We start from the raw sequence: 25,321 nt of genomic DNA, 5'->3' as shown, positions 1-25,321 counted from the left end.
AGATCTGCAATTTGCGTTGGCTTGTCGCAGCTTGCAACCCTAGCATGGGCTTCGATGCCGCGGGGTGGGGTGCTCCGGGATTTCGCGACCTTGTGAGCGGCCGGGAACCGCTGCATTCACGAGGAATTCACGTCCAACGCGGGGGTTATCGCTCTCAGCGTCAAGCAGGACCGGCTCTCCACGCGGGCCGCCTGCCGCAAACATGCGTGGGAGAGGAAGACCATGTGGAATCAATTCTATGACCCGCTGCACAGCCCGGTGCTGTCGACGATCGCGGCGGCGGTGCCCGTCGTCACGCTGCTGGTGCTGATCGCGAGCGGTCGCGTTCAGGCGCATATCGCCGCCGTCATCGCCGTGATCGTGACCAACCTGATCACGATCTTCGTCTTCACCATGCCGGCGAACATGTCGATCCGCGCTTCGATGCTGGGGATCGTCACCGGGTTCTTCCCGATCGGCTGGATCGTTCTCAACGTCATCTTCCTCTACCAGGTCACGGTGACCACCGGGCGCTTCGAGCTGCTCAAGCGCGCGGTCGGCGGGGTCACCGAGGACCGGCGGCTGCAATTGCTGCTGATCGCGTTCTCGTTCGGCGCGTTCTTCGAAGGCGCCTCGGGCTTCGGCACGCCGGTCGCGATCACGGGCGCGGTGCTGATCGGGCTCGGCTTCTCGCCGCTCGCGGCCTCCGGCCTGTCGCTGATCGCCAACACCGCGCCGGTCGCCTATGGCGCGCTGGGCACGCCGATCCAGGGCCTCGCCTCGGTCACCGGCCTCGATCCCTACATCCTCGGCGCGATGGTCGGACGGCAATTGCCCTTCTTCTCGCTGATCGTGCCGTTCTGGGTGGTGTGGGCCTTCGCGGGCTGGCGGGGCATGAAGGACGTCTGGCCGGCGATCCTCGTCACCGGCGTGTCGTTCGCGATCCCGCAATACGTGATCTCGAACCACATCAATCCCTGGATCGTCGACATCGGCGCCTCGCTGATCTCGATGGGCGCGCTGATCCTGTTCCTGAAGGTGTGGCAGCCGAGGCAGCTCTGGCTGTCGCCGGCGCTGCGCGGCCGCGACGAATCGGCCGCCACGATGGCGGCGGCGAAACCGCTCGACAAAACCCCGCTGACGCAGAGTGAGCTTTTCAATGCGCTGCTGCCGTGGATCATCGTCTGCATCGTGATGCTGGTCTGGGGCAACGGCGCCTTCAAGGCCTGGGCGAACGCGATCTTCGTTTGGAACTATCCCGTTCCCGAGCTGCACCAGATGATCAACAAGATGCCGCCGGTCGCGCCAGGGCCGACGAAAGAGAGCGCGGTGTTCGCCTTCACCTACCTGTCCTTCACCGGCACCGGCATGCTGATCGCCGCGATCATCTCCGGCCTGTTGATGGGCGTCGGTCCGGGCAAGCTTTTGACCGAATATGGCCGCACCATCCGGCTCTGCGCGATCTCGCTGATCACGATCTCGGCGATGCTCGCGATCGGCACCTTGACGCGCCTGTCCGGCGTCGACGCCACGCTTGGTTTGGCGTTCGCCGCCACCGGCGTGCTCTATCCCTTCTTCGGCACGCTGCTCGGCTGGCTGGGCGTCGCGCTGACCGGATCGGACACCGCCTCCAACGTGCTGTTCGGCAACCTGCAGAAGATCACCTCCGAGCAGCTCGGCCTGTCGCCGATCCTGATGGGCGCAGCGAACTCCTCCGGCGGCGTGATGGGCAAGATGATCGACGCGCAGTCGATCGTGGTCGCCTCCACCGCCACCAACTGGTACGGCCATGAGGGCACCATCCTGCGCTTCGTGTTCTGGCACTCGATCGTGCTGGCGTGCCTCGTCGGCGTGCTCGTGACGTTGCAGGCCTATGTCTGGCCATTCACGGCGCTGGTTCTGAAGTAGCGGACTGCGGCGCGTCCACAAATCCCCGCGAGGTTCGTCCCCGCGGGGATTTTTTGCACCTTCCGCGAACCTTCTCAACGGCACGGCTGTCCTATAGAAGGTGCCGCAAATCAGGTCGGTCGAGAGGTCTCATGGTTTCGCTTCTGCGCTTGCTGTGTGCGGCGGTTGCAATGCTGGCGATGTCCACGCTCGCGCGTGCCGAGGAGGGGTTTCCCTTCGGGACCGAGATGACGCTGGAAGCGTTGCCGCAGGCAGGCTCGAAGCGGATTCCGAACATCGAGATCGGGGACAATGGCGAGGTCGTGCTGGAGCTCTGGTGCAAGGGCGGCAAGGGCCAGTTCTCGGTCGCCGGCAACACCGTGATCTTCGTCCCCGGCCAGATCCAGGACCGCAACTGCCCGCCGGCGAGAGCGCAGGCCGATGACGAGCTCGTCGCCGCCCTCGCCAGCGTCGAGACCTGGAAGCGCCAGGGCGACGTGCTGACGCTGATCGGCCCGAAGCCGCTGCGCTTCAGGACGACGGGGAACTGACCGCACACTCACTGTCATTCCCCGCGAAGGCGGGGAATCCAGTACGCCGCGACCTATCGATTCAATCAGTACAGTCTCGGAGTACTGGATCGCCCGCCTTCGCGGGCGATGACAGCGGAGTTCGTGACTGGCTCACTTCCACACCGACTTGTCGGCGTCCCAGCGCTGGCCCTTCAGCTCCTTGACGAGCGCCTCGATCGAGCCGTTGTCGTCGGGCAGATCGCCTTCCTCGTCGGCCGAAGCGTCGTCCGACAGATTGAGCCTTGCCCCGCTGCCCTCGTCGGCCGTCGTCGTCGCCGGGCTGCCGATCCAGAGCATGAGCTTGTCGGTGGTGCCCGGCTTGTCGGGCGAGACCAGCCCTGCGACCTCGATCGTGTCGGTGAGCTCGAGCGCCGGGAAATCCTGGTTCGGCCGCTTGAACACCAGCTTGAGCTTGCCGGTGGCGGGGTTGAAGTTCTGCGAGACCGGCTTTGCCGCGAGCGTCCTGCTCAGCACGTTCGCGACCGCCGTTGCGAGCTTGCCCTTGTTGATCTTGTCGCCCTCGCGCCAGTCCGCCGCGGCGAAGCGGATGGTGCGGTCCATCTCGGTCATGCCCGCCGTCCAGCCTGCGGCGGTGACGCCGGGCATCGCCTTGAATTTCGCCAGCAGCGCGCCGGCGCGCTCCGGGTCGACCGACATGGTGATGGTCTGCTCGCCCGCGCGCAGCGCGTCGCAACCGACATTGAGGCTCGCCAGCGTCACCTCGACCTCCTGGCCCTTCAGGCTCTTCAGGAAGTCGGTCGCCGCGTCGAGCTTGACCTTGACCGCGATCGCTTCCGGCGAGACGTCGGTGAAATCCTTCGGCTGCGGCGTGATGCCGTCGTCTGAGGTCTGACTGTCCAGGAATTCCTTTTCGCTGAGATCGGAATTGTCCGGCGAGGTGACCTCGGTCACCGCCTGGCCGATCGCGATCTGGCCGCGGAATTCGAACATGTCGCCGGATTGCTTGCGCGTCAGCTTGACGCTGACCGGCGACTTCTCGCCGACGCTTTGCGTCGTTCCCGTCAGCGTCTGGCCCGCGACCTGGAGGTTGACGACGAAGCGGTCCTTGCGGTCGGAATTCTTCGCGATGGGGTAGCAGACGTCGAGCACCGCCGCGGTCACAGTCTTGCCCTGGCGCGTCTCCTTCAGGATCACGTCGGCATTGCCGTCCATCAGCCCGTCGATCGAGGTGAAATAGCGCGTCTCGGTTCCGCCCGGCGCGGTCGCCTTCGGTGACAGCTTCATCTGGGCGGACGCCTGCGGCGGAACGGCGAGCAGGGCCGCCAGAACGGCCGTCGAACAGACCAGAAGCGCACGCATTGATGACATCCTCGCGCAACGGGCATGATCCGGAAAAGTGTGAAGCGGTTTTCCGAGAGGATCATGCCCAAACAATCGAATCGGCGCGCCACCGTAGTGGGTTTTGGCCGCTGGTTGAATCGGAAAGCGAAACAGGCAGGATCGGCAAAAAAGAAGGCCGCCCGGAGGCGGCCTTCGCAACTCTGTCACGGAACGGAGGCTTAGAAGCCGCCCATGCCGCCGCCGGGGGGCATGGCGGGCGGAGCTTCCTTCTTCGGCAGCTCGGCGACCATGGCTTCGGTGGTCACCAAGAGGCCGGCCACGGAGGAGGCGTCCTGCAGCGCGGTGCGCACCACCTTGGCGGGATCGATGATGCCCTTCTCGACCATGTCGACATAGTCCTCGTTCTGGGCGTCGAAGCCGAAGGTCTCGGACTTGTTCTCCAGGATCCTGCCGACCACGATCGAGCCTTCCACGCCGGCGTTCTCGGAGATCTGGCGGATCGGGGCTTCCAGCGCCTTCAGCACGATGTTGATGCCGGCCTGGACGTCGTCATTGGCGTTGGTGAGACGGCCGACCGCCTTCTTGGCGCGGAGCAGCGCGACGCCGCCGCCGGGGACGATGCCTTCCTGAACCGCGGCGCGGGTGGCGTTGAGCGCGTCCTCGACCCGGTCCTTCTTCTCCTTGACCTCGATCTCGGTGGCGCCGCCGACGCGGATCACCGCGACGCCGCCGGCGAGCTTGGCGAGGCGCTCCTGCAGCTTCTCGCGGTCGTAGTCCGAGGTGGTCTCCTCGATCTGGGCCTTGATCTGGCCGACGCGGGCCTCGATGTCGGGCTTCTTGCCGGCGCCGTTGACGATCGTGGTGTTCTCCTTGTCGATCACCACCTTCTTGGCGCGGCCGAGCATCTTCACCGTGACGTTCTCGAGCTTGATGCCGAGCTCCTCGGAGATCAGCTGGCCGCCGGTCAGGATCGCGATGTCCTCCAGCATGGCCTTGCGGCGGTCGCCGAAGCCCGGCGCCTTGACGGCAGCGACCTTGAGGCCACCGCGCAGGCGGTTGACGACCAGGGTGGCCAGTGCCTCGCCCTCGACGTCCTCGGCGATGATGACGAGCGGCTTGCCCGACTGCACCACGGCTTCCAGCACCGGCAGCATGGCCTGCAGGCCCGAGACCTTCTTCTCGTGCAGGAGGATGTAGGCGTCCTCGAGCTCGGCGGTCATCTTCTCGGCGTTGGTGACGAAGTAGGGGCTGAGATAGCCGCGGTCGAACTTCATGCCCTCGACGATGTCAACCTCGGTCTCGAGCGACTTGTTCTCCTCGACGGTGATGACGCCCTCGTTGCCGACCTTCTGCATCGCCTGGGCGATCATCTTGCCGATGGCGGCATCGCCGTTGGCGGAGATGGTGCCGACCTGGGCGACCTCGGAGGAGGCGGCGACCGGCTTGGCGCGCTTCTCGATGTCCTTGATGACGGCGGCCACCGCGGTGTCGATGCCGCGCTTGAGGTCCATCGGGTTCATGCCGGCGGCGACCGCCTTGGCGCCTTCGCGCACGATCGCCTGGGCCAGCACGGTCGCGGTGGTGGTGCCGTCGCCGGCGAGGTCGTTGGTCTTGGAGGCGACCTCACGCACCATCTGGGCGCCCATGTTCTCGAACTTGTCCTCGAGCTCGATCTCCTTGGCGACGGTGACGCCGTCCTTGGTGATGCGGGGGGCGCCGAAGCTCTTCTCGATGACGACGTTGCGGCCCTTCGGGCCGAGCGTCACCTTGACGGCGTTGGCGAGAACGTCGACGCCGCGCAGCATGCGATCGCGCGCGTCTCCGGAAAACTTGACGTCTTTGGCAGCCATGGTCTGCAATCCCTCGTGTTACGTGATGTGTCTTGTCTAGTCGCGGCGGAACGATGGATGCCCGGATCGCCTGGATCCGGGCATGACATTCAGCGGCCGTTCAGGCGGATGGCCTTAGGCCAGCACGCCCATAATGTCCGACTCCTTCATGATCAGGAGCTCTTCGTTGTCGATCTTGACCTCGGTGCCCGACCACTTGCCGAACAGCACGCGGTCGCCGACCTTGAGGTCGATCGGGATCAGCTTGCCGGTCTCGTCGCGGCCGCCGGGGCCGACGGCGACGACCTCGCCCTGGGACGGCTTTTCCTTGGCAGTGTCCGGAATGATGATGCCGCCCTTGGTCTTTTCCTCGGCGTCGATAGGTTTGACCACGACACGGTCATGCAGCGGACGAAATTTGGATTTAGCCATGACGTTTCCCTTTGGAGGCTCGCTTCGGAAGTAGTGGGGTCGGTGGGGCGGCGCTTCCGTCCACCCCTCTCGTCGAGGATCGAACGGCGCGCTTAGCAATCGGGCTTTCCGAGTGCTAATAGTGGGTCCGGAAATATGGCTTGGCCGCGATCCTGTCAAGCAAAGGTGGTTAAGCGGTTGTTGAGGCGGATATAGGATGGTGGCATTGGAAACTCGCTCGGGGCGCCGGCTTAGAGAACGACGGTCATTGCTCCGGCAGCGATTTTGCGCTTGGCTGCTCGAGGGGTGCGGCCATGGTCTTGTTCGGGGGAATGCCATGATCAGTTCGGCTCACGCGCGCACGGTTGCCAATCTGGCGGCCGCCTCTTGTCTGGCGCTGCTGCTGGGCGCCTGCGGCGGCGGCTTCAGTCTGCCGTCCCTCACGTCGTCCTCGCCGCCGCCCGAGGCCGAACCGGGCGTTGCGCCCGAAATGCCGGCCACCATCCGCGGCGACGAGATCGTCGGCCGCTGGGGCCTCGCCTCGTTCCAGAACCCGGCCGACCGCGCCCGCACCGAGAAGATGGCGCGCGAGCAATGCAAGAATCCCTACGTGATCACCGCCGGCTCCTCCGGCGGCGTGATCATGCATCTCGCCGATCAGGCGACGCCGCAGGAGCTGCGGCTGAAGGGCTCGCCGAGCGGCAAGAACTACATCGGACCGGCCGGCCCGACCCCCGGCGAGCAGGACCGCGAGATCGTCTCCTTCGACGGTCGCGTCATGATCACCCGCTTCATCGACAAGGACGCCGCTACCCGCTACGGCAACATGGTCTACGTCCGCTGCGCGCCGAGGGCGTGAGGCAGCCCTTGGCCTAACGTCTCGTCATTGCGAGCGGAGCGAAGCAATCCAGACTGCCTCCTGGGAGACAGCCTGGATCGCTTCGTCGCTTCGCTCCTCGCAATGACGAAAAAACAAAAAGCGCCGGCCCCAAGGCCGGCGCTTTGTTTTTTAGATATCGCCCCCGTTCAGTCGAACAGCGCGTCGATGTCGTCCTGCGAGGCGTGGCCGACGTCGCCGGCGAGCTTGGGGCCGTTGAGGAGCTTCTCGTCCTCGCTGCGGCTGTCGACCGGCGCCGGCACATGGGACTTGATCGCGTCGACGCCGCCCCAGATCTCCATCATCGCATTGATGTGCTGCTCGATGAACTTCATCGTGGTCATGACCTTGCTGATGCGCTGGCCGGTCAGGTCCTGGAAGTTGCAGGCTTCGAAGATCGAGATGACGCGTTCCTGGATGTCGTCGGCGAGGCGCTTCTGCTGATCGACCGAGTCCACCTTGGACATCGCGCTGGCGGCCTGGTCGATCGATTCCGCGGCTTCGAGGATCTGCTGGGTCGCCTGCTCGGTGCCGCCGACCACCGCGCCGAGCTCGCCATTGACCTTGGCCATCTCGCCGCCGTCGAAGCTCTTGCCGTGCAGCGTCGCGATCTCGCGCTTGGTGCGGTCGATGGCGTCGTGGATGAGGTCGAGCTCCACCTTCAGCTTCTCGCACTGCTCGATCTGCGCCCGGTAGGTCTCGAGCATGGTGCGCGCTTCGGACAGCTCGTGGGCCGTGGAGGCGTCGATCGCCGCCATGGCGGCGCTGCCGGACAGCGGGGCCGCGACGATGCCCTTCGCCATCTGGGCGCGGATCGCGCGCAGCTCGGCCATGATCTCGCTATGCATCGGGATTGCCTCTTCGGTTACGTCCAAAATCGGCATCTCGCCACCGGCGATATCCTCGACGCGAAAACGCTTGCGGTGAACAGCCATCAGGATACTCCCCCCACCTCACTCACGCGTCTTTGTAGGCAGAAGCGATTTAACACGAAGTTCACAACCGGAACTGTTGTGCGGTGTCGCGCGACGCGGTGCAAAGAAGCGATTAACCATGGTCGCGCTGCGTTCATCGAAAATAAACGCTGATCGCCAAATTGCCGGCGCGCTCGCGACGTGGTGAATCGAAACGCGCTTTCCGTTTACCAAACAAAACGGCTTTTGCTCTTTATTGACCACGTCGAAGGGCGCGGATCAGCCACCGGCTCTCCACGACGCATGTGATCTAGACGAAACAGTACAGAGTACGTCGATGTTCAAGAAAATGTCTGTCGCGCTGCTCGGCAGCGCTTGCACCATCATGGCCGGCGCGAACGAGGCCAGCGCCTTCGACAACAGCGTGCCGAACGATCCGCCTGCGGTGCTCTACCAGCCGCGCGTGCCGCCGGCGCCGGTGCGCGTCGCGTCCAATTCCAACATGGGCGGCGGCTTCATCGAATTCCTGTTCGGCGATGGCCCCGGCCGCGGCCCGGCCTACGCGCCGGAGCAGCCGGTGTATCAGCAGCGGCCCGGCTATTACGATCCGCGGCGCCTGCCGCCGATGGGCGAGCCGCAGATGCAGGGCGGCTATCAGCAGGGCGCGTCTCTCCAGCAGGAGGCGGTCGATCCGCGGCAGCGTCCGTTCGATCCGAGATTCGAGAAACAGCTCGTTGACTATAGCGGCAAGGAAAGTGCCGGCACGATCGTGGTCGATACGCCGAACAAGTTCCTCTATCTCGTCGAGGGCAACGGCCGGGCACTGCGCTACGGCATCGGCGTCGGTCGTCCCGGCTTCACCTGGTCCGGGGTGAAATCGATCACCGCCAAGCGCGAATGGCCGGACTGGACGCCGCCGGCGGAAATGCTCGCGCGCCGGCCCGATCTGCCCAGGCACATGGAAGGCGGCCCGGAAAATCCGCTCGGTGCCCGCGCGATGTATCTGGGGTCGACGCTCTATCGCATCCACGGCTCCAATGAGCCCTGGACCATCGGCACCAACGTGTCCTCCGGCTGCATCCGCATGCGCAACGAGGACGTCATCGACCTCTACGGCCGCGTCAATGTCGGCACCAAGGTCGTCGTGATGTGAAGGGTCATGCGATCGATGGAGCGATCGGATCCGCGTGCCGCGTCGGCTCGACCTGCGGGGCATCGAAGGGGGCGCTGCTGCCGCCGAACGCCTGCCTGAATGGTCACGTCTACTGACGTTGCCTCGATCCAGGACGAGGGACAGCGGAGCGGCGACGGCGAGTTGATGTAGCCGAATGCGGTGCGCGAGCAAAGCGCTTCAACCGCCGCACCGACAGCTCGGCCTTCCTGAGGCGCTCGTGCAGTCCCTCCAACTCGTACAATTCGGTGATGAGATGGGTTGTGGCGTCGCTCAGGTTCGCGATGCGCTGTTGAAGTGGGCTCATTCTTGAAACTCCCGACTGTAGCCAAGAGAGGCAGCCACGGCGTGTGGCATAAGCAACGTGTTCTTCCAGTTGAACACCCATGTCCAAATTTGGAAATCCGGGAGTCTACGGCAGCGTGTGTCGGAGGACGATTTCGCTCTGTATGGTGAAGTCAGACGCACGTCGTGACGTTCTGCATGGTGCTGTCCGACAACGCATGCACTAGTCATATTATATCGAATGGCGTCTTGGCCTGTGGTGCAGAGCAGCGCGCGTTGAGCCCTGCTCGAAAAGAAATCGGCCGCCCGGAGGCGGCCGTTTCACATCTGTCGGTCGAATGGCCTACGCGTAATCGCTGCCGCCGTCGTCATCGCCGCCGAAGTCGCTGTTGTCGGCCGTGTCGAAGCTATCGTCGCGATCGTCGCCATAGTTCTGGTCGTTGTTGTCGCGGTCGTTTGACGCCTGGTCGAAGAAGCCGTGGCGGGACTCCCGGTTCGAGCCGACGTCGTCGAGGCCGGCATCGCGCGCGAGCGAGCCGCCGGACTGATCGCCGCCGCTCCAGGGGCTGCGGTCGCCGAGGGCGTTGGTGTCGCCAAAAGCCTGCTGGTGCGATCCGCCCATCATGCCGCGGATGCTCGAGAGCAGCAGGGAGCCGCCGACGACGCCGGCCGCGGCCGCCGCCGCCGTGCCCAGGAACGAGCCGCCCCCACCGCCGACCGGCGGAGCGCCATAGCCCTGACCCTGGCCATAGGCCTGTCCGTAAGGCGGAGGAGCGCCGTAGCCAGGTTGGGCCTGCTGCATCGCCTGGCCGCTGTTCCACGTCGGCCGCTGCTCACGCGGCGGCACATTCGGAACCGAGCCGCGCGAGGGGCTCGAGCCGAACAGGGTGTCGCGCATGGTGTCGAGGAAGCCGCCGGACTGCGCCTGCTCGGGCGCATGGGCCGCTTCCAGCTCCTGGATGCGGGCATTAGCGCGCTTCAGCGCTTCGTCCTGGACCAGCGTGGTCTGCACCAGCGCGTAGATGGCGCCGGGCGCCTTGCGCAGGCCGTCGGAGATCGCGGCGATCGCATCGGGATCGCGCGGTGCATTTTCCAGCTTTGAAAGCCGGTCGAAAAGGTCGTCGACGAGCTGGCGTTCCTGCGGCGTCATGATCTGTCTCCTTCGCGCAAAACCAAGCGCGAAAGGAGATGTAGGGTTCCAATATGGCCCCAACAGTGCCGGCCGGATTAAATTTCGGTATGCGACAAGCTGCCTCTGGCGCGCTTTTCGTCGTTCATCCCAGTGTCACGTTGCTGTCCGCCAGCAGGCGCGCGAAGGCGTCGCCCGCGAGATAGGCGTGCTCGCGCTCGCGGACGTCGGTCATCGGATCGAGGCCGGTGAGGACATCGTCGACGAAGCCGGGATGGCACATCACGAGGCCGCCGTCGGGGAGGCCTTCCAGGAATTGCCGCATCAAGGCGCCGAAATCGGCGGCGCGCGTAAAATCATAGGCGCCGGCGAAGCCGGGATTGAAGCTGAGGCCGGCATGGCCGGCGCGGCGGCGGAATTGCGCGCTGAGACCATCGAGCACCAGGGCTTTCGGTGAGGCCAGCCGCTGCCGAAGCGGCAGGTCGCGGCCGCCCTGGCGCACCCAGGCCTTTGGCGCAGCCTCGGCCACCGCAGCGACGAAGCCGTCGCGCACCTGCGGGAAGAGCTGCACATGCTGGTGACCGTCGACGAAGTCAGGGGCGCGTCCGAACGCGTCCATGAAGGCGGCCAGCTGCGCCTTCACTTCGTTGCGGATGAATTCACGGTCGAGCCGCCGCATCAGTCCGGCGCGCAGCAGCTTGGGAAAGGCGAAGAACATGTCGCCGTCCAGGGGGCGGAAATGCATGGTGAGCGGCCGGAACGGCGCCGACAGCGTCACGTGCAATCCGATCGCGCATCGCGGGCTTTGCGTTGCCGAAGCCTGAAGCGCCTCGACGTCGCCGCGCGAGATCGCGGGCCCCACCATCATCACCGAGGTGGCGTTGAGGCGGCCGCGTTCGATCAGGTCGCGGATGGCGCGATTGACCCCCGGGCTGATGCCGTAATCGTCGGCGCAGAGCCAGATCCGCCGCGCCCTCGCGGCCACGCTCATTCGGCTGCCGTCCTGCTCGCGGCCTCATCGGCCTTGCCGGCTTCGAAATGCTTCTCGCTGTGCTCGGCGACGAAGTAGATCGGACGGGCCTTCAGCTCGGAAAGGATCTTTCCGATGTATTCGCCGACGATGCCGATCATGATGAGCTGCACGCCGCCGATCGTCATCAGGCCGACCACGAGCGAGGGATAGCCCGGGACCTGCTTGCCTGTGGTCCAGACCTCCCAGAGGATGGACAGGCCGAACAGGAAGGCACCGCCGGCGAGAATGACGCCGAACAGGCTGGCGAAGCGCAACGGCGCCACCGAGAAGGACGTCAGGCCCTCGATCGAGAGGCCGAGCAGGCTCGCGGCGTTGAAGGTGGTGACGCCATGGGCGCGCGCTGCGGGCTCGTAGTCGACGCGGATCTGGCGGAAGCCGATCCAGCTGGCGAGGCCCTTGAAGAACCGGTTGCGTTCCGGCAGCTGCCTCAGCGCAGCGACCGCGCGCGGCGACAGCAGGCGGAAATCCCCAGCGTCCTCCGGAATCTTCTGGCGGGCACCCCAATTGATCAGCGCGTAAAAGCCGTGCACCGCGACCCGGCGCAGGAATGGCTCGTTGTCGCGATGCGCTTTCGCGGTGTAGACGACGTCATAGCCGTCATCGATCCAGTGTCGCACCAGCTGTTCGACGAGCGCCGGCGGATGCTGGCCGTCGCCGTCCATGAACATGACGGCGCCGAGGCGGGCATGGTCCAGGCCCGCCATCAACGCGGCCTCCTTGCCGAAATTGCGCGACAGCGACACCACCTGAACGTCGATTGCGTCGGCCGGCAATGACCGCGCGATCGACAGCGTCGCATCCTTGCTGCCGTCGTCGACATAAACGACCTCGCAAGACAGCCGATAGCGCTGGCGCAGGGTCCTGGCGAGATCGCAGATGCGCTGGTGCAGGGCCGATAGGCCCGCCGCCTCGTTATAGACGGGGATGACGATCGACAGCCCCTTCGCTGCGGCGTTGGCTGCGGTGGTCGTCATGCCGGAAACGTCAGAGCCCAGCGTCATCGATCAAGGTTCCAGAGGCGTTTAGGTCTTCTCAACAGCATATGGTAGCAGCCGTTTGCTGTCGCTACGCTGAACGGAGCTGCTCAAAACGTCGGGCTCACCGCCGCAAGAAAGCTTCGAGCTTGGCGAACAGCGGGTTCTCCCGGTCGAACACGTAGTCGAGCGAGACCACCGAGACGGTCTCGGCGCCATGCTCGCGCAGGAAGCTCGCCAGCGCGTAGAGCTGCCCCGGTGGGCAGTGCAGCGTCAGCATGCCTGACGAGGTCGGGCCGCCGAACGGGGCCTCCACGCCGAACCGGCTGTGGGCTTCGCCGAGCAGGGCGGCATCGCATTGCCGGAAGCGGGTGCGGACCTCGCGGTACTTGTTGGCCCGCGCTCGGGCTGCGATGTGGTCGAGGATGACACGCGCCGTCTCGCGCGCCTGCGGCGACCAGTCGGCCTCCTTGGCGGCCACCAGATTGGCCTGGCTGCGCAGGATCACGCCGTCGTCGAGCACCCGCAGGCCGTTGGCGGCGAGCGTCGCGCCGGTCGTGGTGATGTCGACGATCAGCTCGGCGCTGCCGGCCGCCGGCGCGCCCTCGGTGGCGCCCGCGCTTTCGACGATGCGGTAATCGGTGATGCCGTGAGCCTGGAAGAAGCCGCGGGTGAGGTTGACGAACTTGGTCGCGACCCGCATCCGCATGTGATGCTGCTCGCGGAAGCCGGTGGTGACGTCGTCGAGGTCGGCCATGGTGCGGACGTCGATCCAGGCCTGCGGCACCGCGACGACGACGTCGGCATAGCCGAAGCCGAGCCCGTCGATCAGCGACACGCGCTTGTCGGCATCGGCGATGTTCTCGCGCACGAGATCTTCGCCGGTGACGCCGAGATGGGCAAAACCGCGGGACAATTGCGAGGCGATCTCGCTCGCCGAGAGATAGGCGACCTCGACATTGTCGAGCCCTGCGATGGTGCCGCGATAGTCGCGGGCGCCGCCGGCTTTCGACAGCTTGAGGCCGGCACGGGCAAAGAAGGCCTCGGTGTTTTCCTGCAGGCGGCCCTTGGAGGGAACGGCCAGAACGAATGGCGCGCTCATGATTTTACGCTCCCACCTTGCGGCCGATCCGGTTCAGCGCGTCTACCCAGACCGAGAAGCCGACGGCGGGGATCGGCTCGGTCGAGCCGAGCTGGGTCATCAGCCCGTCGTAGCGGCCGCCGGCGACCAGCGGCTCGGCGCCGTTGCCCCTGTGGTGCAGCTCGAATTCGAAGCCGGTGTAATAATCGAGCCCGCGTCCGAACGCGGTCGAGAAGCGGGTCTGCTTCACATCGATGCCGCGCGCGGCCATGAAGCCGACCCGGCTCTCGAACTGATCGATCGCGGAAGCGAGATCGAGCTTCGCGTCCGTCGTGAGTGCGCGCAGCTCGGCGATGGCATCGTCGGGATTGCCCGAAATCGACAGGAAGCGCTTGAGCACGGCGATCGCCTCGCGCGGCAGCGCGCCGCCCTTCAGCGTCGATTGCTCGAGGAAGCGATCGGCGATCTCGGCCGTGGTGCGGCCGCCGACATTGGTGGTGCCGGCGATCGACATCAGATCGGTGACGAAGGCGAGCGCCGCCTTGCGGTCGGAGCCGGCAAGGGCCGCCAGCACGCCCTCATATTCGCTGCGCGTCGCGGTGGTCGCGGCCGCCAGCCGCTCCAGATCCTGCTCCAGGCTGATCTTGCGGTTGAAATCCTTGACCAGGCGGCGGCGCCAGACCGGATAGAGGTTGAGCGCGTCGAGCAGCGCATTGAACAAGGCAACATCGCCGGTGCGGATCTCAACGTCGCGGACGCCGAAGGCGGCCGTCGCCTCCAGCGCCAGCGCCAGCATCTCGGCATCGGCCGCGGCGCGGTCCTGACGGGCGAATGATTCGATGCCGGCCTGGAGGAATTCACTGGCCTGGCCGCTGCGGTAGCGGAACACCGGACCAAGATAGCTGAACCCCGCGGGCTGGCCGGCCCGGCCTGAGGCGAGATAGTCGCGCGCGACAGGAATGGTCAGGTCCGGGCGCAGGCAGAGCTCCTCGCCGGAGAGGTCGGTGGTCAGGTACAAGCTCTTGCGGATGTCCTCGCCGGAGAGGTCCAGGAACGGCTCGGCCGGCTGCAGGATGGCGGGCTCGGCCCTGACATAGCCGGCCTGCGCGAACGACAAGAGCAGCGTATCCGCCCAGGCGGCGGAGCCGGCAGCATTTGAGGTGGCAGTCGCGGTCATCTCAGGAGTCCATCGTCCCGGCGGAACCGGGCAGGGCAAAGGGAGGCGAATTTGGCGCAGGCCTTAGCATGGCCCGACAGCGGTTTCGACCTCCAAAGGATCAATCGCTTAACGGGTGGGCAATGCGCAGGATCAGGTGCTCTTGCCGCCCCAATCGCCCAGCACCGCCTGCACCAGCGCCAGGGCGGCGACGGCGGCGGTGTCCGCCCGCATGATGCGGGGGCCAAGCGCCAGCCGCAGGATCTTGGGCTGGCGCAGCAGCAGCGCCCGCTCTTCCTCGGCAAAACCGCCCTCCGGGCCGATCAGCAGGTCGATCCCGTGCCTCGCCTCGCGCGCGCCTTGCAGGCTCTGCAGCGGATCCTGGACCTCCGCTGCCTCGTCGCAGAAGATCAGCAGGCGATCGGCGGGACGCTGGCTCAAGAAGCGCTCCAGCGGCACCGGCTCGGCCACGCTGGCGATGCTGAGGATGCCGCATTGCTCGGCCGCCTCGACCACATTGGCGCGCATCCGCTCGGTATTGACCCGTGAGGCCTGGGTGAACCGGGTCAGGACGGGCTGCAGGGCCGCGGCGCCCATCTCGATGGCCTTCTGCACCATGTAATCCAGCCGGGCATGCTTGAGCGGGGCGAACACGTAGGTGAGATCGGCGAGCCGGTCCTGGGGCCGGGTCTGCTGGAGGATCACGAGGCCGTCCGGCCGCTTGCGGCCCTCGATGGCGGCCTGCCACTCGCCATCCCGGCCGTTGAAGGCCAGGACCTCGGCTCCGGCGCCGAGCCGCAGCACATTGCCGAGATAGTTGCTCTGGTCGCGGTCGAGCGGCACCCTGGCGTCCTGGGCCAGGGGGGCATCGACGAACAGGCGCGGGGCGCGAAAATCGTGGGAAGGCATCGCTTTGGGGGTCCGGTTACCGGCTGTTCTTAACCGAAAGGCGCCATTCCGGGGTAAATATTGCCAAACTGGTGCGTCCCAGCGCCGCGCTCTCGCCCTATTCCACGGGTTGTTAAGCGCCGGCGGGAATCGTAAAAACGCGAACACGCTGGTCACGCTTCAATTGGGAAGCCCTGAACCCCGTAAGCTCCTGCCGGAGAGACTGTCTTGATGATCCGTCATTTGATGGTTCCGCTCGCTGCCGCCATGGTCGCCATGAGTGCCGCCGGCGCTTGTGCGCAAAGCGCCTTCCCGGCGCCACTGCCCAACCAGGCTTCGAACAGCTCGCCGTTTCCGCCCGTGAACGGCTCGGCGCCCACCGCGTCGATGGGGAGCGCGCCGCAATCGTCCTTTCCCGTCAACGGCGCTGCCCCCGTCGGCGGCGGCGCCGGCGGCTTCAGCGCGGCTCCTCCGACGCAGGCCGGTCCCGGTGAGGACTGCATGAAGGCGTTCATGCCCCTGCGCGAAGAGGCCGAGAAGCGCGGCAAGCTGATCAAGGCCGCGAGCGACCGTCATGCGCAGCCGGACGAGGCCTGCAAGCTGATCCGCAACTTCAGCCAGGCCGAGTTGAAGATGATCAAGTACATCGAGGCCAATGCCTCGAAGTGCGGAATCCCGCCGCAGATCGGCGCGCAAATGAAGGACGGCCACAAGAACACCGAGGCCATGCAGACCAAGGTCTGCAACGTCGCGCAGCAGATGCAGAATCAGCCGCGCGGTCCGGCCGGTCCGTCGCTGAGCGAGGTGCTGGGCTCGGGCTCGGCGCCCGAGGCCAATGCCGGCAAGAAGGGCGGCAGCACCTTCGATACGCTCAACGGCAACGTCCTGACCCGATGATACACGTGCCGCCGATTTGAAGTTCCTACGGTGCTCGCCGCGAGATCCTCATAGGAACTTCAAATCGATAAGCGGCACGTGAATTATAATTTTCTGGCTAGTGCCCTTGTAGTTTTCGAAGTTCGTACCGGAATACGCCGCGATGGAATACGAACTTCGAAAACTGGGCACTAGCACATCCGCCCGCGTTGCCGATGCCACCGGCAACTGGGTCGATACGCTCGCGCCGCATTGGGCGCGGCCTTACCTGCGCCTGTCCCGCTTCGATCGCCCGATCGGCTCCTGGCTTCTCTTGATGCCATGCTGGTGGTCGGCGGCGCTGGCCGCCGGCATGGCGCATGACGTGCGTGGCCTGCCGCTCACCATCGTGCTGTTCTTCATCGGCGCCTTCGTGATGCGCGGCGCCGGCTGCACCTGGAACGACATCACCGACCGCGACCTCGACGACAAGGTCGAGCGTACGCGCTCGCGGCCGCTGCCGTCGGGGCAGGTGACCACCAGGCAGGCGCTGGTCTTCATGGTCGCGCAGGCGCTGGTCGGTCTCGTGGTGCTGCTGCAGTTCAACCGCTTCGCGATCGCAACGGGCATCGCCTCGCTCCTGATCGTTGCGATCTATCCCTTCATGAAGCGCATCACCTGGTGGCCGCAGATCGTGCTCGGGCTCGCCTTCTCGTGGGGCGCCTTGATGGGCTTTGCCGTCACCTTCGGCCGCATCGATGTCACCGCGCTCGTGCTCTATGCGGGCGCGATTTCCTGGGTGATCGGCTATGACACGATCTATGCGCATCAGGACGCCGAGGACGATGCGCTGATCGGCATCAAGTCGACCGCGCGCCTGTTCGGTGCGCATACGCGCCAGGCGCTGGTGCTGTTCTACGGGCTCGCGGTGATGTTGATCGGCGTCGCGCTGGCATCCGGCGAAGCGCGCTGGCCGGCCTGGCTCGGGCTTGCCGCCTTCGCAGCGCATCTGGCCTTGCAGATCGTGCGGCTGAAGATCGACGATCCCGGGCTGTGCCTTCGCCTGTTCAAGTCGAACAAGCATGCGGGTCTGCTGCTGTTCGCAGGATTGCTCGCGGACGCGATGATGCGAGCGCAGCTCTCGTAGGGTGGGCAAAGGCGCTTGCGCCGTGCCCGCGTTCCTTCTCTCAGCTGCGACAGAAGAGGTGGGCACGCTTCCGCCTTCGCTCTTCGAGCTACGGCGGACAAGTCGCTTTGCCCACCCTACGGCACCATTAGTTCCTCGCGATGATCTCGCGCTCGCCCTGATGAACCGGCAGCTCGCGCGCCATGGCGGTGCGCCGGCGCATCAAGAATTTCGGGCGGCGGGCGCGGATCGCGTTGGCGCGGCGGCGGCGCGGTGCGGGCTTGCGGGCGCCCTCGTCGAGCTGCGGCAGCGCGAAGATCTCGCTCCAGATCGTCCAGGCCTGCGCGATCTCGTCCGCGTCAGTGCTGATCAGCAGCGGGACGGACAGCGAAGGATCGCGGTGCACGAGAACGAGCGTCTGCGCCTCGTCGTTGCCGCGCAAGGCAACGCCGGTGAAGTCGGCGACGCGCACGTTGATCGCCATCTGCATGCCGCGCACGGCACGGCGCAGCACGACGCGCTCGCGATGAAGCTCGATCTGCCTGACATGTCCGTCGGCGCGCGGGTCATGCGCATCGAAGCGGACCGGAAGGGAAAGAGGGTCGAGCCGCAGGGAGCGGCTCGACCCGGCGGGGTTAGCCCCGCATGTTGCTGTTTGACGCCTCACGGCTTCGTTCTCCCCGCCGGGATTATGTTCCCGGTCGATGCGAGGACCTTAGCGCGCGGCGGTCCGAAACCGCTTAAAAAGGCTGGTTAACCCACCGTCACTGCACCTCATGATTGACAAGACCTTGGCGCGCATGATTGACGAGACGTTGCGCCGACGTCGCGAATCTGAGCTTTTGGCGGGCTGAAAATGCTTGAAGTCCGCGCTATCAGGGCACATCTGTGGGTTCCGGTCCCGAACCCCGCCCCAACAGGATTTCGTTCGTGAACTCTTCACCAATTTCGACGCTTTCGACTACCGCCAATCGCGACCTGCTCGATCAGTCCGCGCTCTCCGATCTCGCGCAGCGACTGGTCGAGGCAGCCAGGCGCGCCGGCGCCGATGCGGCCGATGCGGTCGCGGTGCGCGGCGTCTCGCAAGGCGTCGAGGTCCGCGACGGGCGCGTGGAGGAATCCGAGCGGTCGGAGGGCGACGATGTCGGACTGCGCGTGCTGGTCGGCCAGCGCCAGGCGGTGGTCTCGACCAACGATGTCAGCGGCGATGCCGTCACCAAGCTCGCGGAGCGCGCGGTCGCGATGGCGCGCGTCGCGCCCGACGACAAATATGTCGGCCTCGCCGATCCCGCGCTGCTCGCGCGCGACTTCCCCGATCTCGACCTGCTCGATCCCGCCGTGCCCACGACCGCCGAGCTCGAGCGTCGCGCGCTCGCGGCCGAAGCTGCGGCACTCGGCGTCAAGGGCGTGACCAAGTCCGGCGGCGCCTCGGCCTCCGCCGGCATCGGCGGCATGGTGCTCGTCACCTCGACCGGCTTCCACGGCTCCTACCTGCGCTCCAGCCAGGGCATTTCCGCCACCGCGATCTCGGGCGATGGCACCAGCATGGAGCGCGACTACGACTTCACCTCGGCGCCGCATGGCGCCGATCTGCTGTCGCCGGAGGTCGTCGGCCGTTCCGCCGGTGAGCGCACCGTGGCGCGCTACAATCCGCGCAAGGTCGAGACCTGCAAAGTGCCGGTGGTGTTCGATCCGCGCGTCGCCGGCTCGCTCGTCGGCCATCTCGTCGGCGCCATCAACGGCGCCTCGATCGCGCGCAAGACCAGCTTCCTGAAGGACAAGCTCGGCCAGCAGCTGTTCGCGAAAAACATCCGCATCATCGACGATCCCTTGCGCAAGCGCGGCCTGCGCTCGCAGACCTTCGACGCCGAAGGCGTCGCGGTGAAGCGGACCGCGCTGGTCGACGACGGCGTGCTGACGACCTGGCTGCTCGATTGCGCCACCGCGCGCGAGCTCGGCCTCACCACCACCGGTCACGCCCATCGCGGCGTGTCTTCCTCGCCCTCGCCCGGGCCGTACAATCTGCATCTCGAGCCCGGCACGCCAACGCCGGCCGAGCTGATCGCCGACATCAAGCAAGGCTTCTACGTCACCGATCTGATCGGCTCCGGGGTCAACGGCGTCACCGGCGATTACAGCCGCGGCGCCTCCGGCTTCTGGATCGAGAACGGCGAGATCACCTATCCCGTCAGCGAAGTGACGATCGCCGGGCACCTGTTCGAGATCTTCAAGTCGATGCAGCCGGCGAACAATCTCGAATTCCGCTACGGCGTCAATGCGCCGACGGTGCGCATCGAAGGTTTGACGCTTGGCGGACGCTGATCGAGCTATTGCTGCTTGGCTCACCTCTCCCGTAGGGAGAGGTCGCGCCGGAGGCGCGGGTGAGGGGACCGCTCTCTCGTGGGACCTGAGCCCCCTCACCCGATTTGCTGCGCAAATCGACCTCTCCCCGATGGGGAGAGGTGTTCTCGCCGTGCCGCGCGATTGAACCCGATGGCAGCTGCTCTCGACGACACGATCCTGACCCGCGACGCGGCGCTGCTCAAGGACACGGTGCGGGAGGCGGGCGCGCTGGCGCAGTCGATGTTCCGCACCGAGCTGCGGAAGTGGACCAAGGGCGCGTCCTCGCCGGTCTCGGAAGCCGATATCGCGGTCAACGATCTGCTCGAAGCGCGCCTGCGCGCTGCGACGCCCGATTATGGCTGGCTGTCCGAGGAGAGCGCCGACGATGCGGCGCGGCTGTCGCGGCGGCTGACCTGGATCGTCGATCCCATCGACGGCACCCGCAATTATCTCGGCGGCCACGACGAATGGTGCGTCAGCGTGGCGCTGGTTGAGGACGCTTCGCCGGTGCTTGCCGCCGTGTTCGCCCCTGCTACCGACGAGTTCTTCTTCGCAACACGCGGCCAGGGCACGACGCTCAACGACAAGCCGGTGCGCGCGACGCGCGGATCCGAGCTCGACTTCGCCCGCGTCGCCGGCCCGAAGCCGCTGGTCGAGCGGCTGAAGCCGTCCCTCGGCGAGATCAAGCTGCACCGGCGGATCGGCTCGCTGGCGCTGCGGCTGTGCCGGGTCGCCCATGGCGCGTTGGATGCGGCTTTTGCGGGCGGCAACAGCCATGATTGGGATCTTGCGGCGGCGGATTTGATCGTGCAGGAAGCGGATGGTAGGATGAGCGACCTCTCCGGAGAACCCATCCTCTATAACCGCCGGGAAGTGGCGCACGGAGTGCTGGTGGCAGCGGGACGCGATCGTCATGCGGGCATTGTCGCGCATTTTCGCAACCGTCCCTTAGCCTAAGGCGCTTTCGTCGTGCTTCTCGAACACTGCTTTGCCGGGCAGCCCGTTAGGAACAGAACTCATGCCAGATAATGCCCCGCAACAACTGCTCCATCTCGTCATCGGCGGCGAGCTCGTCGATCTCGAGCACAACACCTTCAAGAACCTGGACGAGGTCGACATCGTCGGCCTCTATCCGAACTATGCCAGCGCCCACGCCGCCTGGCGGGCCAAGGCGCAGAGCACGGTCGACAACGCGCAGATGCGCTACTTCATCGTCCACCTGCATCGGCTGCTCGATCCGAATCAAGAACCGGCGCGTTGAAAAAACTGCTTCGCAATACGCTGCGAAGCAGCTGGCTTCAGCGTGCCGTCGGGGTCCTGGCGGCCGAATATCTGCGTCTGGTCTGGCGGACCAACACCTTCACGATCGATCCGCCCGACATCTATGAGCGCGTCGAGCCGCAGCTCCCTGCGATCTTCGCGTTCTGGCACGGCCAGCATTTCCTGACGCCCTTCATCAAGAACCAGAACAAGGCCTCTTATCGGGCCAAGGTACTGATCTCCCGGCACCGCGACGGCGAGTTCAATGCGATCGCCGCCGAGCGGCTCGGGATCGGCACGATCCGCGGTTCCGGCGACCATGGCGGCGCGTTTCACCGTAAAGGTGGCGTCGGCGCCTTCAAGGAAATGGTGCGGACGCTCCAAGCCGGTTGTAATGTCGCGCTGACCGCCGACGTCCCCAAGCGCTCGCGCGTGGCGGGGCTCGGCATTATCATGCTGGCACGGGAATCGGGACGGCCGATCATGCCTTTCGCGATGGCGACCAGCCGCTTCGTCCGGCTCAAGAACTGGGACCGCACCACCATCAATTTGCCATTCGGGCGGGGCGCATTGGTCGGCATCAAGGAAATCCACGTTCCCGCAGATGCCGACGCCGCCATGATGGAGACGTTGCGGCAGGAGCTGGAGGACACCTTGAACGAGGCGACCCGGCGCGCCTATGCGCAGCTCGGCCGTCCGGGACCGGAAGATGCCTAAGTCGCTGCCCATTGCGCTGCCGATCACGCTGCGGATGTACCGGCGCCTGGCCGCCGGCCTGGTGCCGCTCGCGCCTGCGCTGATCAAGCGGCGGCTGAAGCAGGGCAAGGAGGATCCTGCGCGCGTCGGCGAGCGGCGCGGCCTGTCCCGCGACGTGCGTCCGCATGGCCCGCTGGTCTGGATCCACGGCGCCAGCGTCGGCGAGGTGCTGGCCTCGGCGGCGCTGATCGAGCGCCTGCGCGAGCTCAATCTGCGCATCCTGCTCACCTCGGGCACGGTCACCTCGGCGGCGGTCGTCGCCAAACGCTTTCCGCCCGACGTCATCCATCAATACGTGCCGTATGACTCGCCGCGCTACGTCGCGCGCTTCCTGGATCATTGGAAGCCGTCGCTGGCGCTGTTCATCGAATCCGATTTGTGGCCGAACCTGATCCTCGCCGGCGCGGCGCGCCGGGTGCCGATGGTGCTGATCAACGGACGGATGTCGCCGCGTTCGTTCCCGCGCTGGCGGCGCATGCACGGCACCATCTCGGCGCTGCTGTCGCGGTTCGACATCTGTCTTGCGCAGTCGAAGACCGACGCCGAGCGCTTTGCCGCGCTCGGCGGCCGCGACGTCGTCACGACGGGGAATCTCAAGCTCGACGTGCCGGCGCCGCCGGCCGATCCCGCCAAGCTCGAACGGCTGATGGCCATGACGCGTGGGCGTCCGATCATCGTTGCGGCCTCGACCCATCCGGGCGAGGACGAGATGCTGATCGCGGCGCATCGCAGCCTGGTCGGCTTCTTCCCGCAGCTTCTCACCGTGATCGTGCCGCGGCATCCGGATCGCGGCTCCTCGATCGCAGGCCTGGTCACCGCGTCCGGGCTGAAGCCCAGCTTGCGCTCGCGCGAAGAGCTGCCGACGGCGACGACCGACGTCTATGTCGCCGACACGATGGGCGAGCTCGGCCTGTTCTATCGGCTCTCGGAGATCGTCTTCATGGGGGGATCGCTGATCCACCATGGCGGGCAGAATCCGATCGAGGCGATCAAGTTGGGCGCCGCGATCGTCCATGGTCCGCACGTATTCAACTTCGCCGACGTCTATGAGGCGCTCGATACCAGCGGCGGGGCGCGGCAGGCCGACACGCAGGAAGCGCTGGTCAAGCAGCTCGGCCAGTTGTTGGCCGATCCCACCATGCGCGACAGGATGCAGCGCGCAGGCACGGGCGTGGTCGAGCAGCTTGGCGGTGCGCTCGATCGCACCATGACGGCGCTCGAGCCCTATCTGTTGCAGTTGCGGATCGAGATGGGGGCCGCCAATGCGTGAGCCGGCCTTTTGGTACCGGCCACGTTCCCCTCAATCCTACGCGCTATGGCCGCTCGCTGCGCTCTACGGCGCGATCACCGCACGGCGCATGCTGCGCCAGGGCTTTGACGCCGGCATCCCCGTGATCTGCGTCGGCAACTACCATGTCGGCGGTGCCGGCAAGACGCCGACCGTGCTGGCGCTGACCAAGCTCCTGCGCGAGCTCGGCGAGACGCCGGTCGTGCTCAGCCGCGGCTATGGCGGGCGCCTGAAGGGGCCTGTCATGGTCGACCGCGCGCGCCACGATGCGTCCGACGTCGGCGACGAGCCCTTGATGATGTCGCGCGACGTGCCGGTGGCGGTCGCGCGCGACCGCCTCGACGGCGTCGCGCTGGCGAGATCGCAAGGAGCCACCGTGATCCTGATGGATGACGGCTTCCAGAACCCTGCTCTGTTCAAGGACGCCTCGCTGATCGTGATCGACGGCGAGCGCGGCCTCGGCAACGGCAAGGTGTTTCCCGCGGGTCCCCTGCGCGCACCGCTCGAGGTGCAGCTCGCGCGCACCGACGCGCTGGTGCTGATCGGCGACGGCAATGCCGCCAACGATGTCGCGGCGGAGATCGCGAAGCGGAACAAGCCCGAGCTGCGTGCGCGCCTGAAGCCGGATGCGGCCTCGCTCGCGCAGCTCTCCGGCAAGCGGGTGTTCGCCTTCGCCGGCATCGGCGATCCCGAGCGCTTCTTCCGCACCCTGCGTGCGAGCGGCGTCGAGGTCGCGCGCACGCGCGCCTTCGCCGACCACCACATGTTTTCGCGGGACGAGATCGCAGCGCTCGCAGCGGACGCTCAGCGCGAGCAGCTCACGCTGGTAACCACGGAGAAGGATCTTGCACGCTTGCGCGGCCGCGAAGGCGTGCCTGACGGCATCGTGCCGTTCGCCGTCCAGCTCGAGTTCGATGACCCGGCAAAGCTGCGGCAATTGATCAGCGATCATCTGTACAGAGCGCGCGAGCGAAGGTTCAGCGCGCGCTGATCTCGCAACGTGCGGCAACGTCTCTGCCCTAGTCGCAAAACGCGAAGCGTCGCGCCCGGCGAATCTTCTTCCGCGCGTTCGGCAGTTGATGTAGCCTTGCATGAGAGCCGTCACCGGGACGTGCCGAAGTCCCGGGAATCATCGACGGCGTTGATGCCCACGGCGGGCAATGAATCTTCATCATGTCAGGTGCAGCGGCCGTAACGACCAGTTCGCAACGGCACGGAGAATTATTGCCAACAATTCAGAGGAGAACTTGCCATGCATTTTTGCCTCACCGGACAATACACGCCACGCGCTCTCAATGCCATTTTGGAGAATCCCACGACCAATCGCCAGGAGGCAGCTCGAAAGCTCATCGAAGCGGCCGGTGGAAAATTAGTCTCGATGTACAGCGTCGCGGCCGACGGCCCCGGCGTGCTCGTGATTTTCGATGTGCCTGATCCCAGCGCGGCTCCGGCCATTTCCGGCCTCACCGTGACGGCCGGTACGCTGCAGAACGTGAAGTTGGTTCGGTTGTTCACGCAGGACGAGATCAAGCAGGTCCGCCAGAACGCGGCGAAGCTGCGTCCGTCGTATTCGCCGCCGGGCAGCTGATCTCCGGACCCAGGGCGCAGCCGCCGTTGTCGGACGACGCGGCGGCTGTACTAATGTTTAAAGCCGAAATCATGTCTGCGACGCGCCGAGGGGGCATGCTCACCACGCGCCGGCGGCCATCAATCCGATGATGGTCAGGCACGACATGCAGGCCACGACGACGGCGTAGCATTCGGGTGTATTCATTGCCGTCTCCCAAACTGTTGCCAATTGCTTGGTCACTGCTACGCGGGAGTGATCGCCGGTCTTGGAGCCGCTTCAATTCGGCAGGCCGTGACCGGACTTGCTGTATGCGTCCGTCGTCTCGTCGTCCACTTGCGTCGCAGGATGATAATCTGCTGCGATAGCTTCTGCGCGCTCAGCTGCGATCAGAAGCTGTTTGCGCATTTCAGCGAGACGGGCGCGGCAATATTCACGATAGAGCAGTTCGAAAATGGCGGGCATGATCACCCCCATCGATTGACCTTGGATTACAGATATTCCACCGCGAATTTTCAAGGTGATCGGTAGCCCGTCGGGTGGCTCTTCGATATGAGCCCGTTCACAGACCGCGCCAATTCCAATGCTCGATGGCTGTTTGGTTGACCTGATCGTCCGTGCGATAAAAGAACAGGGCC

The 25,321-nt window shown here is 65.8% G+C and carries 25 protein-coding genes; 13 read left to right on the top strand and 12 right to left on the bottom strand.

Annotation, left to right across the window (positions count from 1 at the left end; all coding sequences use genetic code 11):
• The first annotated feature begins 222 nt into the window (after positions 1 to 222).
• Positions 223 to 1,887: an L-lactate permease gene (locus AB7M16_RS14420; protein WP_453944276.1), complete on the top strand. Its 1,665-nt coding sequence runs from the start codon at positions 223 to 225 to the stop codon at positions 1,885 to 1,887.
• 131 nt (positions 1,888 to 2,018) lie between these two features.
• Positions 2,019 to 2,417: an META domain-containing protein gene (locus AB7M16_RS14415; RefSeq protein WP_439401581.1), complete on the top strand. Its 399-nt coding sequence runs from the start codon at positions 2,019 to 2,021 to the stop codon at positions 2,415 to 2,417.
• A 132-nt stretch (positions 2,418 to 2,549) separates the two neighbouring features.
• On the opposite strand, the gene AB7M16_RS14410 is transcribed toward AB7M16_RS14415, so the two are convergent.
• The 3 genes from AB7M16_RS14410 to AB7M16_RS14400 all read right to left on the bottom strand — a co-directional run bounded on the left by AB7M16_RS14410 (position 2,550) and on the right by AB7M16_RS14400 (position 6,001).
• Complete coding sequence (locus AB7M16_RS14410) at positions 2,550 to 3,758, bottom strand: hypothetical protein (protein WP_453944275.1); 1,209 nt, start codon at positions 3,756 to 3,758, stop codon at positions 2,550 to 2,552.
• Between the two features lie 200 nt (positions 3,759 to 3,958).
• Positions 3,959 to 5,590, bottom strand: coding sequence for a chaperonin GroEL (gene groL, locus AB7M16_RS14405; RefSeq protein WP_453944274.1), 1,632 nt, complete (start codon positions 5,588 to 5,590; stop codon positions 3,959 to 3,961).
• A gap of 114 nt (positions 5,591 to 5,704) precedes the next feature.
• Entirely contained in the window at positions 5,705 to 6,001 is a 297-nt protein-coding gene (locus AB7M16_RS14400; RefSeq protein WP_453944273.1) for a co-chaperone GroES, read from the bottom strand.
• Between the two features lie 316 nt (positions 6,002 to 6,317).
• On the opposite strand from AB7M16_RS14400, the gene AB7M16_RS14395 reads away from it, so the two are divergent.
• The gene (locus tag AB7M16_RS14395; RefSeq protein WP_212259320.1) at positions 6,318 to 6,839 is read left to right on the top strand and encodes a hypothetical protein; all 522 of its coding nucleotides are present in this window, start codon (positions 6,318 to 6,320) and stop codon (positions 6,837 to 6,839) included.
• 167 nt (positions 6,840 to 7,006) lie between these two features.
• Here the strand turns inward: AB7M16_RS14395 and AB7M16_RS14390 are convergent, their stop codons facing one another.
• Positions 7,007 to 7,792, bottom strand: a complete 786-nt coding sequence (locus AB7M16_RS14390; protein ID WP_172787146.1) for a protein phosphatase CheZ — start codon at positions 7,790 to 7,792, stop codon at positions 7,007 to 7,009.
• A 316-nt stretch (positions 7,793 to 8,108) separates the two neighbouring features.
• Between AB7M16_RS14390 and AB7M16_RS14385 the strand changes: the two genes are divergently transcribed.
• The gene (locus AB7M16_RS14385; protein ID WP_453944272.1) at positions 8,109 to 8,924 is read left to right on the top strand and encodes a L,D-transpeptidase family protein; all 816 of its coding nucleotides are present in this window, start codon (positions 8,109 to 8,111) and stop codon (positions 8,922 to 8,924) included.
• Positions 8,925 to 9,570: 646 nt separating this feature from the next.
• Here AB7M16_RS14385 and AB7M16_RS14380 read toward each other — a convergent pair.
• The 6 genes from AB7M16_RS14380 to AB7M16_RS14355 all read right to left on the bottom strand — a co-directional run bounded on the left by AB7M16_RS14380 (position 9,571) and on the right by AB7M16_RS14355 (position 15,509).
• Positions 9,571 to 10,377, bottom strand: coding sequence for a DUF2076 domain-containing protein (locus AB7M16_RS14380; RefSeq protein WP_172787148.1), 807 nt, complete (start codon positions 10,375 to 10,377; stop codon positions 9,571 to 9,573).
• Positions 10,378 to 10,501: 124 nt separating this feature from the next.
• Positions 10,502 to 11,347, bottom strand: coding sequence for a ChbG/HpnK family deacetylase (locus tag AB7M16_RS14375; protein WP_453944271.1), 846 nt, complete (start codon positions 11,345 to 11,347; stop codon positions 10,502 to 10,504).
• A complete protein-coding gene (locus AB7M16_RS14370) occupies positions 11,344 to 12,390 on the bottom strand; it encodes a glycosyltransferase family 2 protein (RefSeq protein ID WP_172787150.1) in 1,047 nt (348 codons plus the stop codon). The genes AB7M16_RS14375 and AB7M16_RS14370 overlap by 4 nt, the downstream gene beginning before the upstream one ends.
• Positions 12,391 to 12,487: 97 nt before the next feature.
• Positions 12,488 to 13,465, bottom strand: coding sequence for an ATP phosphoribosyltransferase (gene hisG, locus AB7M16_RS14365; protein WP_453944270.1), 978 nt, complete (start codon positions 13,463 to 13,465; stop codon positions 12,488 to 12,490).
• Positions 13,466 to 13,469: 4 nt separating this feature from the next.
• Positions 13,470 to 14,621 carry an ATP phosphoribosyltransferase regulatory subunit gene (locus AB7M16_RS14360; RefSeq protein ID WP_439401574.1) on the bottom strand — a complete coding sequence of 384 codons (1,152 nt, stop codon included), beginning with the start codon at positions 14,619 to 14,621 and terminating at the stop codon, positions 13,470 to 13,472.
• Positions 14,622 to 14,753: 132 nt separating this feature from the next.
• Complete coding sequence (locus tag AB7M16_RS14355; RefSeq protein ID WP_212259325.1) at positions 14,754 to 15,509, bottom strand: 16S rRNA (uracil(1498)-N(3))-methyltransferase; 756 nt, start codon at positions 15,507 to 15,509, stop codon at positions 14,754 to 14,756.
• 210 nt (positions 15,510 to 15,719) lie between these two features.
• Between AB7M16_RS14355 and AB7M16_RS14350 the strand changes: the two genes are divergently transcribed.
• A complete protein-coding gene (locus tag AB7M16_RS14350) occupies positions 15,720 to 16,385 on the top strand; it encodes a hypothetical protein (RefSeq protein WP_172787154.1) in 666 nt (221 codons plus the stop codon).
• A 142-nt stretch (positions 16,386 to 16,527) separates the two neighbouring features.
• The gene (ubiA, locus tag AB7M16_RS14345) at positions 16,528 to 17,490 is read left to right on the top strand and encodes a 4-hydroxybenzoate octaprenyltransferase (RefSeq protein WP_260381018.1); all 963 of its coding nucleotides are present in this window, start codon (positions 16,528 to 16,530) and stop codon (positions 17,488 to 17,490) included.
• 127 nt (positions 17,491 to 17,617) lie between these two features.
• Here ubiA and AB7M16_RS14340 read toward each other — a convergent pair whose 3' ends face one another.
• Positions 17,618 to 18,136 carry a DUF6101 family protein gene (locus AB7M16_RS14340; protein WP_260372731.1) on the bottom strand — a complete coding sequence of 173 codons (519 nt, stop codon included), beginning with the start codon at positions 18,134 to 18,136 and terminating at the stop codon, positions 17,618 to 17,620.
• Between the two features lie 263 nt (positions 18,137 to 18,399).
• Here AB7M16_RS14340 and AB7M16_RS14335 point away from each other — a divergent pair, with 263 nt between their 5' ends.
• From AB7M16_RS14335 to AB7M16_RS14305, 7 genes are all read left to right on the top strand, one after another.
• Positions 18,400 to 19,791 (top strand): TldD/PmbA family protein, encoded by a 1,392-nt coding sequence (locus AB7M16_RS14335; RefSeq protein ID WP_453944269.1) that lies wholly within the window; start codon positions 18,400 to 18,402, stop codon positions 19,789 to 19,791.
• A gap of 171 nt (positions 19,792 to 19,962) precedes the next feature.
• A complete protein-coding gene (locus tag AB7M16_RS14330) occupies positions 19,963 to 20,769 on the top strand; it encodes a 3'(2'),5'-bisphosphate nucleotidase CysQ (RefSeq protein ID WP_172787158.1) in 807 nt (268 codons plus the stop codon).
• A gap of 61 nt (positions 20,770 to 20,830) precedes the next feature.
• Positions 20,831 to 21,073, top strand: a complete 243-nt coding sequence (locus AB7M16_RS14325) for a DUF4170 domain-containing protein (protein WP_172787159.1) — start codon at positions 20,831 to 20,833, stop codon at positions 21,071 to 21,073.
• Positions 21,070 to 21,789 carry a lysophospholipid acyltransferase family protein gene (locus AB7M16_RS14320; protein ID WP_212259331.1) on the top strand — a complete coding sequence of 240 codons (720 nt, stop codon included), beginning with the start codon at positions 21,070 to 21,072 and terminating at the stop codon, positions 21,787 to 21,789. Before AB7M16_RS14325 ends, AB7M16_RS14320 begins: the two co-directional genes overlap by 4 nt.
• Positions 21,752 to 23,098, top strand: a complete 1,347-nt coding sequence (locus AB7M16_RS14315; RefSeq protein WP_453944268.1) for a 3-deoxy-D-manno-octulosonic acid transferase — start codon at positions 21,752 to 21,754, stop codon at positions 23,096 to 23,098. Before AB7M16_RS14320 ends, AB7M16_RS14315 begins: the two co-directional genes overlap by 38 nt.
• A complete protein-coding gene (gene lpxK / locus AB7M16_RS14310) occupies positions 23,091 to 24,107 on the top strand; it encodes a tetraacyldisaccharide 4'-kinase (RefSeq protein ID WP_453944267.1) in 1,017 nt (338 codons plus the stop codon). Before AB7M16_RS14315 ends, lpxK begins: the two co-directional genes overlap by 8 nt.
• A gap of 261 nt (positions 24,108 to 24,368) precedes the next feature.
• Positions 24,369 to 24,704: a GYD domain-containing protein gene (locus AB7M16_RS14305; protein WP_172787163.1), complete on the top strand. Its 336-nt coding sequence runs from the start codon at positions 24,369 to 24,371 to the stop codon at positions 24,702 to 24,704.
• A 258-nt stretch (positions 24,705 to 24,962) separates the two neighbouring features.
• Here the strand turns inward: AB7M16_RS14305 and AB7M16_RS14300 are convergent, their stop codons facing one another.
• Positions 24,963 to 25,148, bottom strand: a complete 186-nt coding sequence (locus AB7M16_RS14300; RefSeq protein ID WP_246708894.1) for a hypothetical protein — start codon at positions 25,146 to 25,148, stop codon at positions 24,963 to 24,965.
• Positions 25,149 to 25,321: the final 173 nt, after the last annotated feature.

This window comes from Bradyrhizobium sp. USDA 372 (assembly GCF_053629095.1).
Note: the sequence above shows the minus strand (reverse complement) of the source record. Positions and strands in the feature narration are given on the sequence as shown.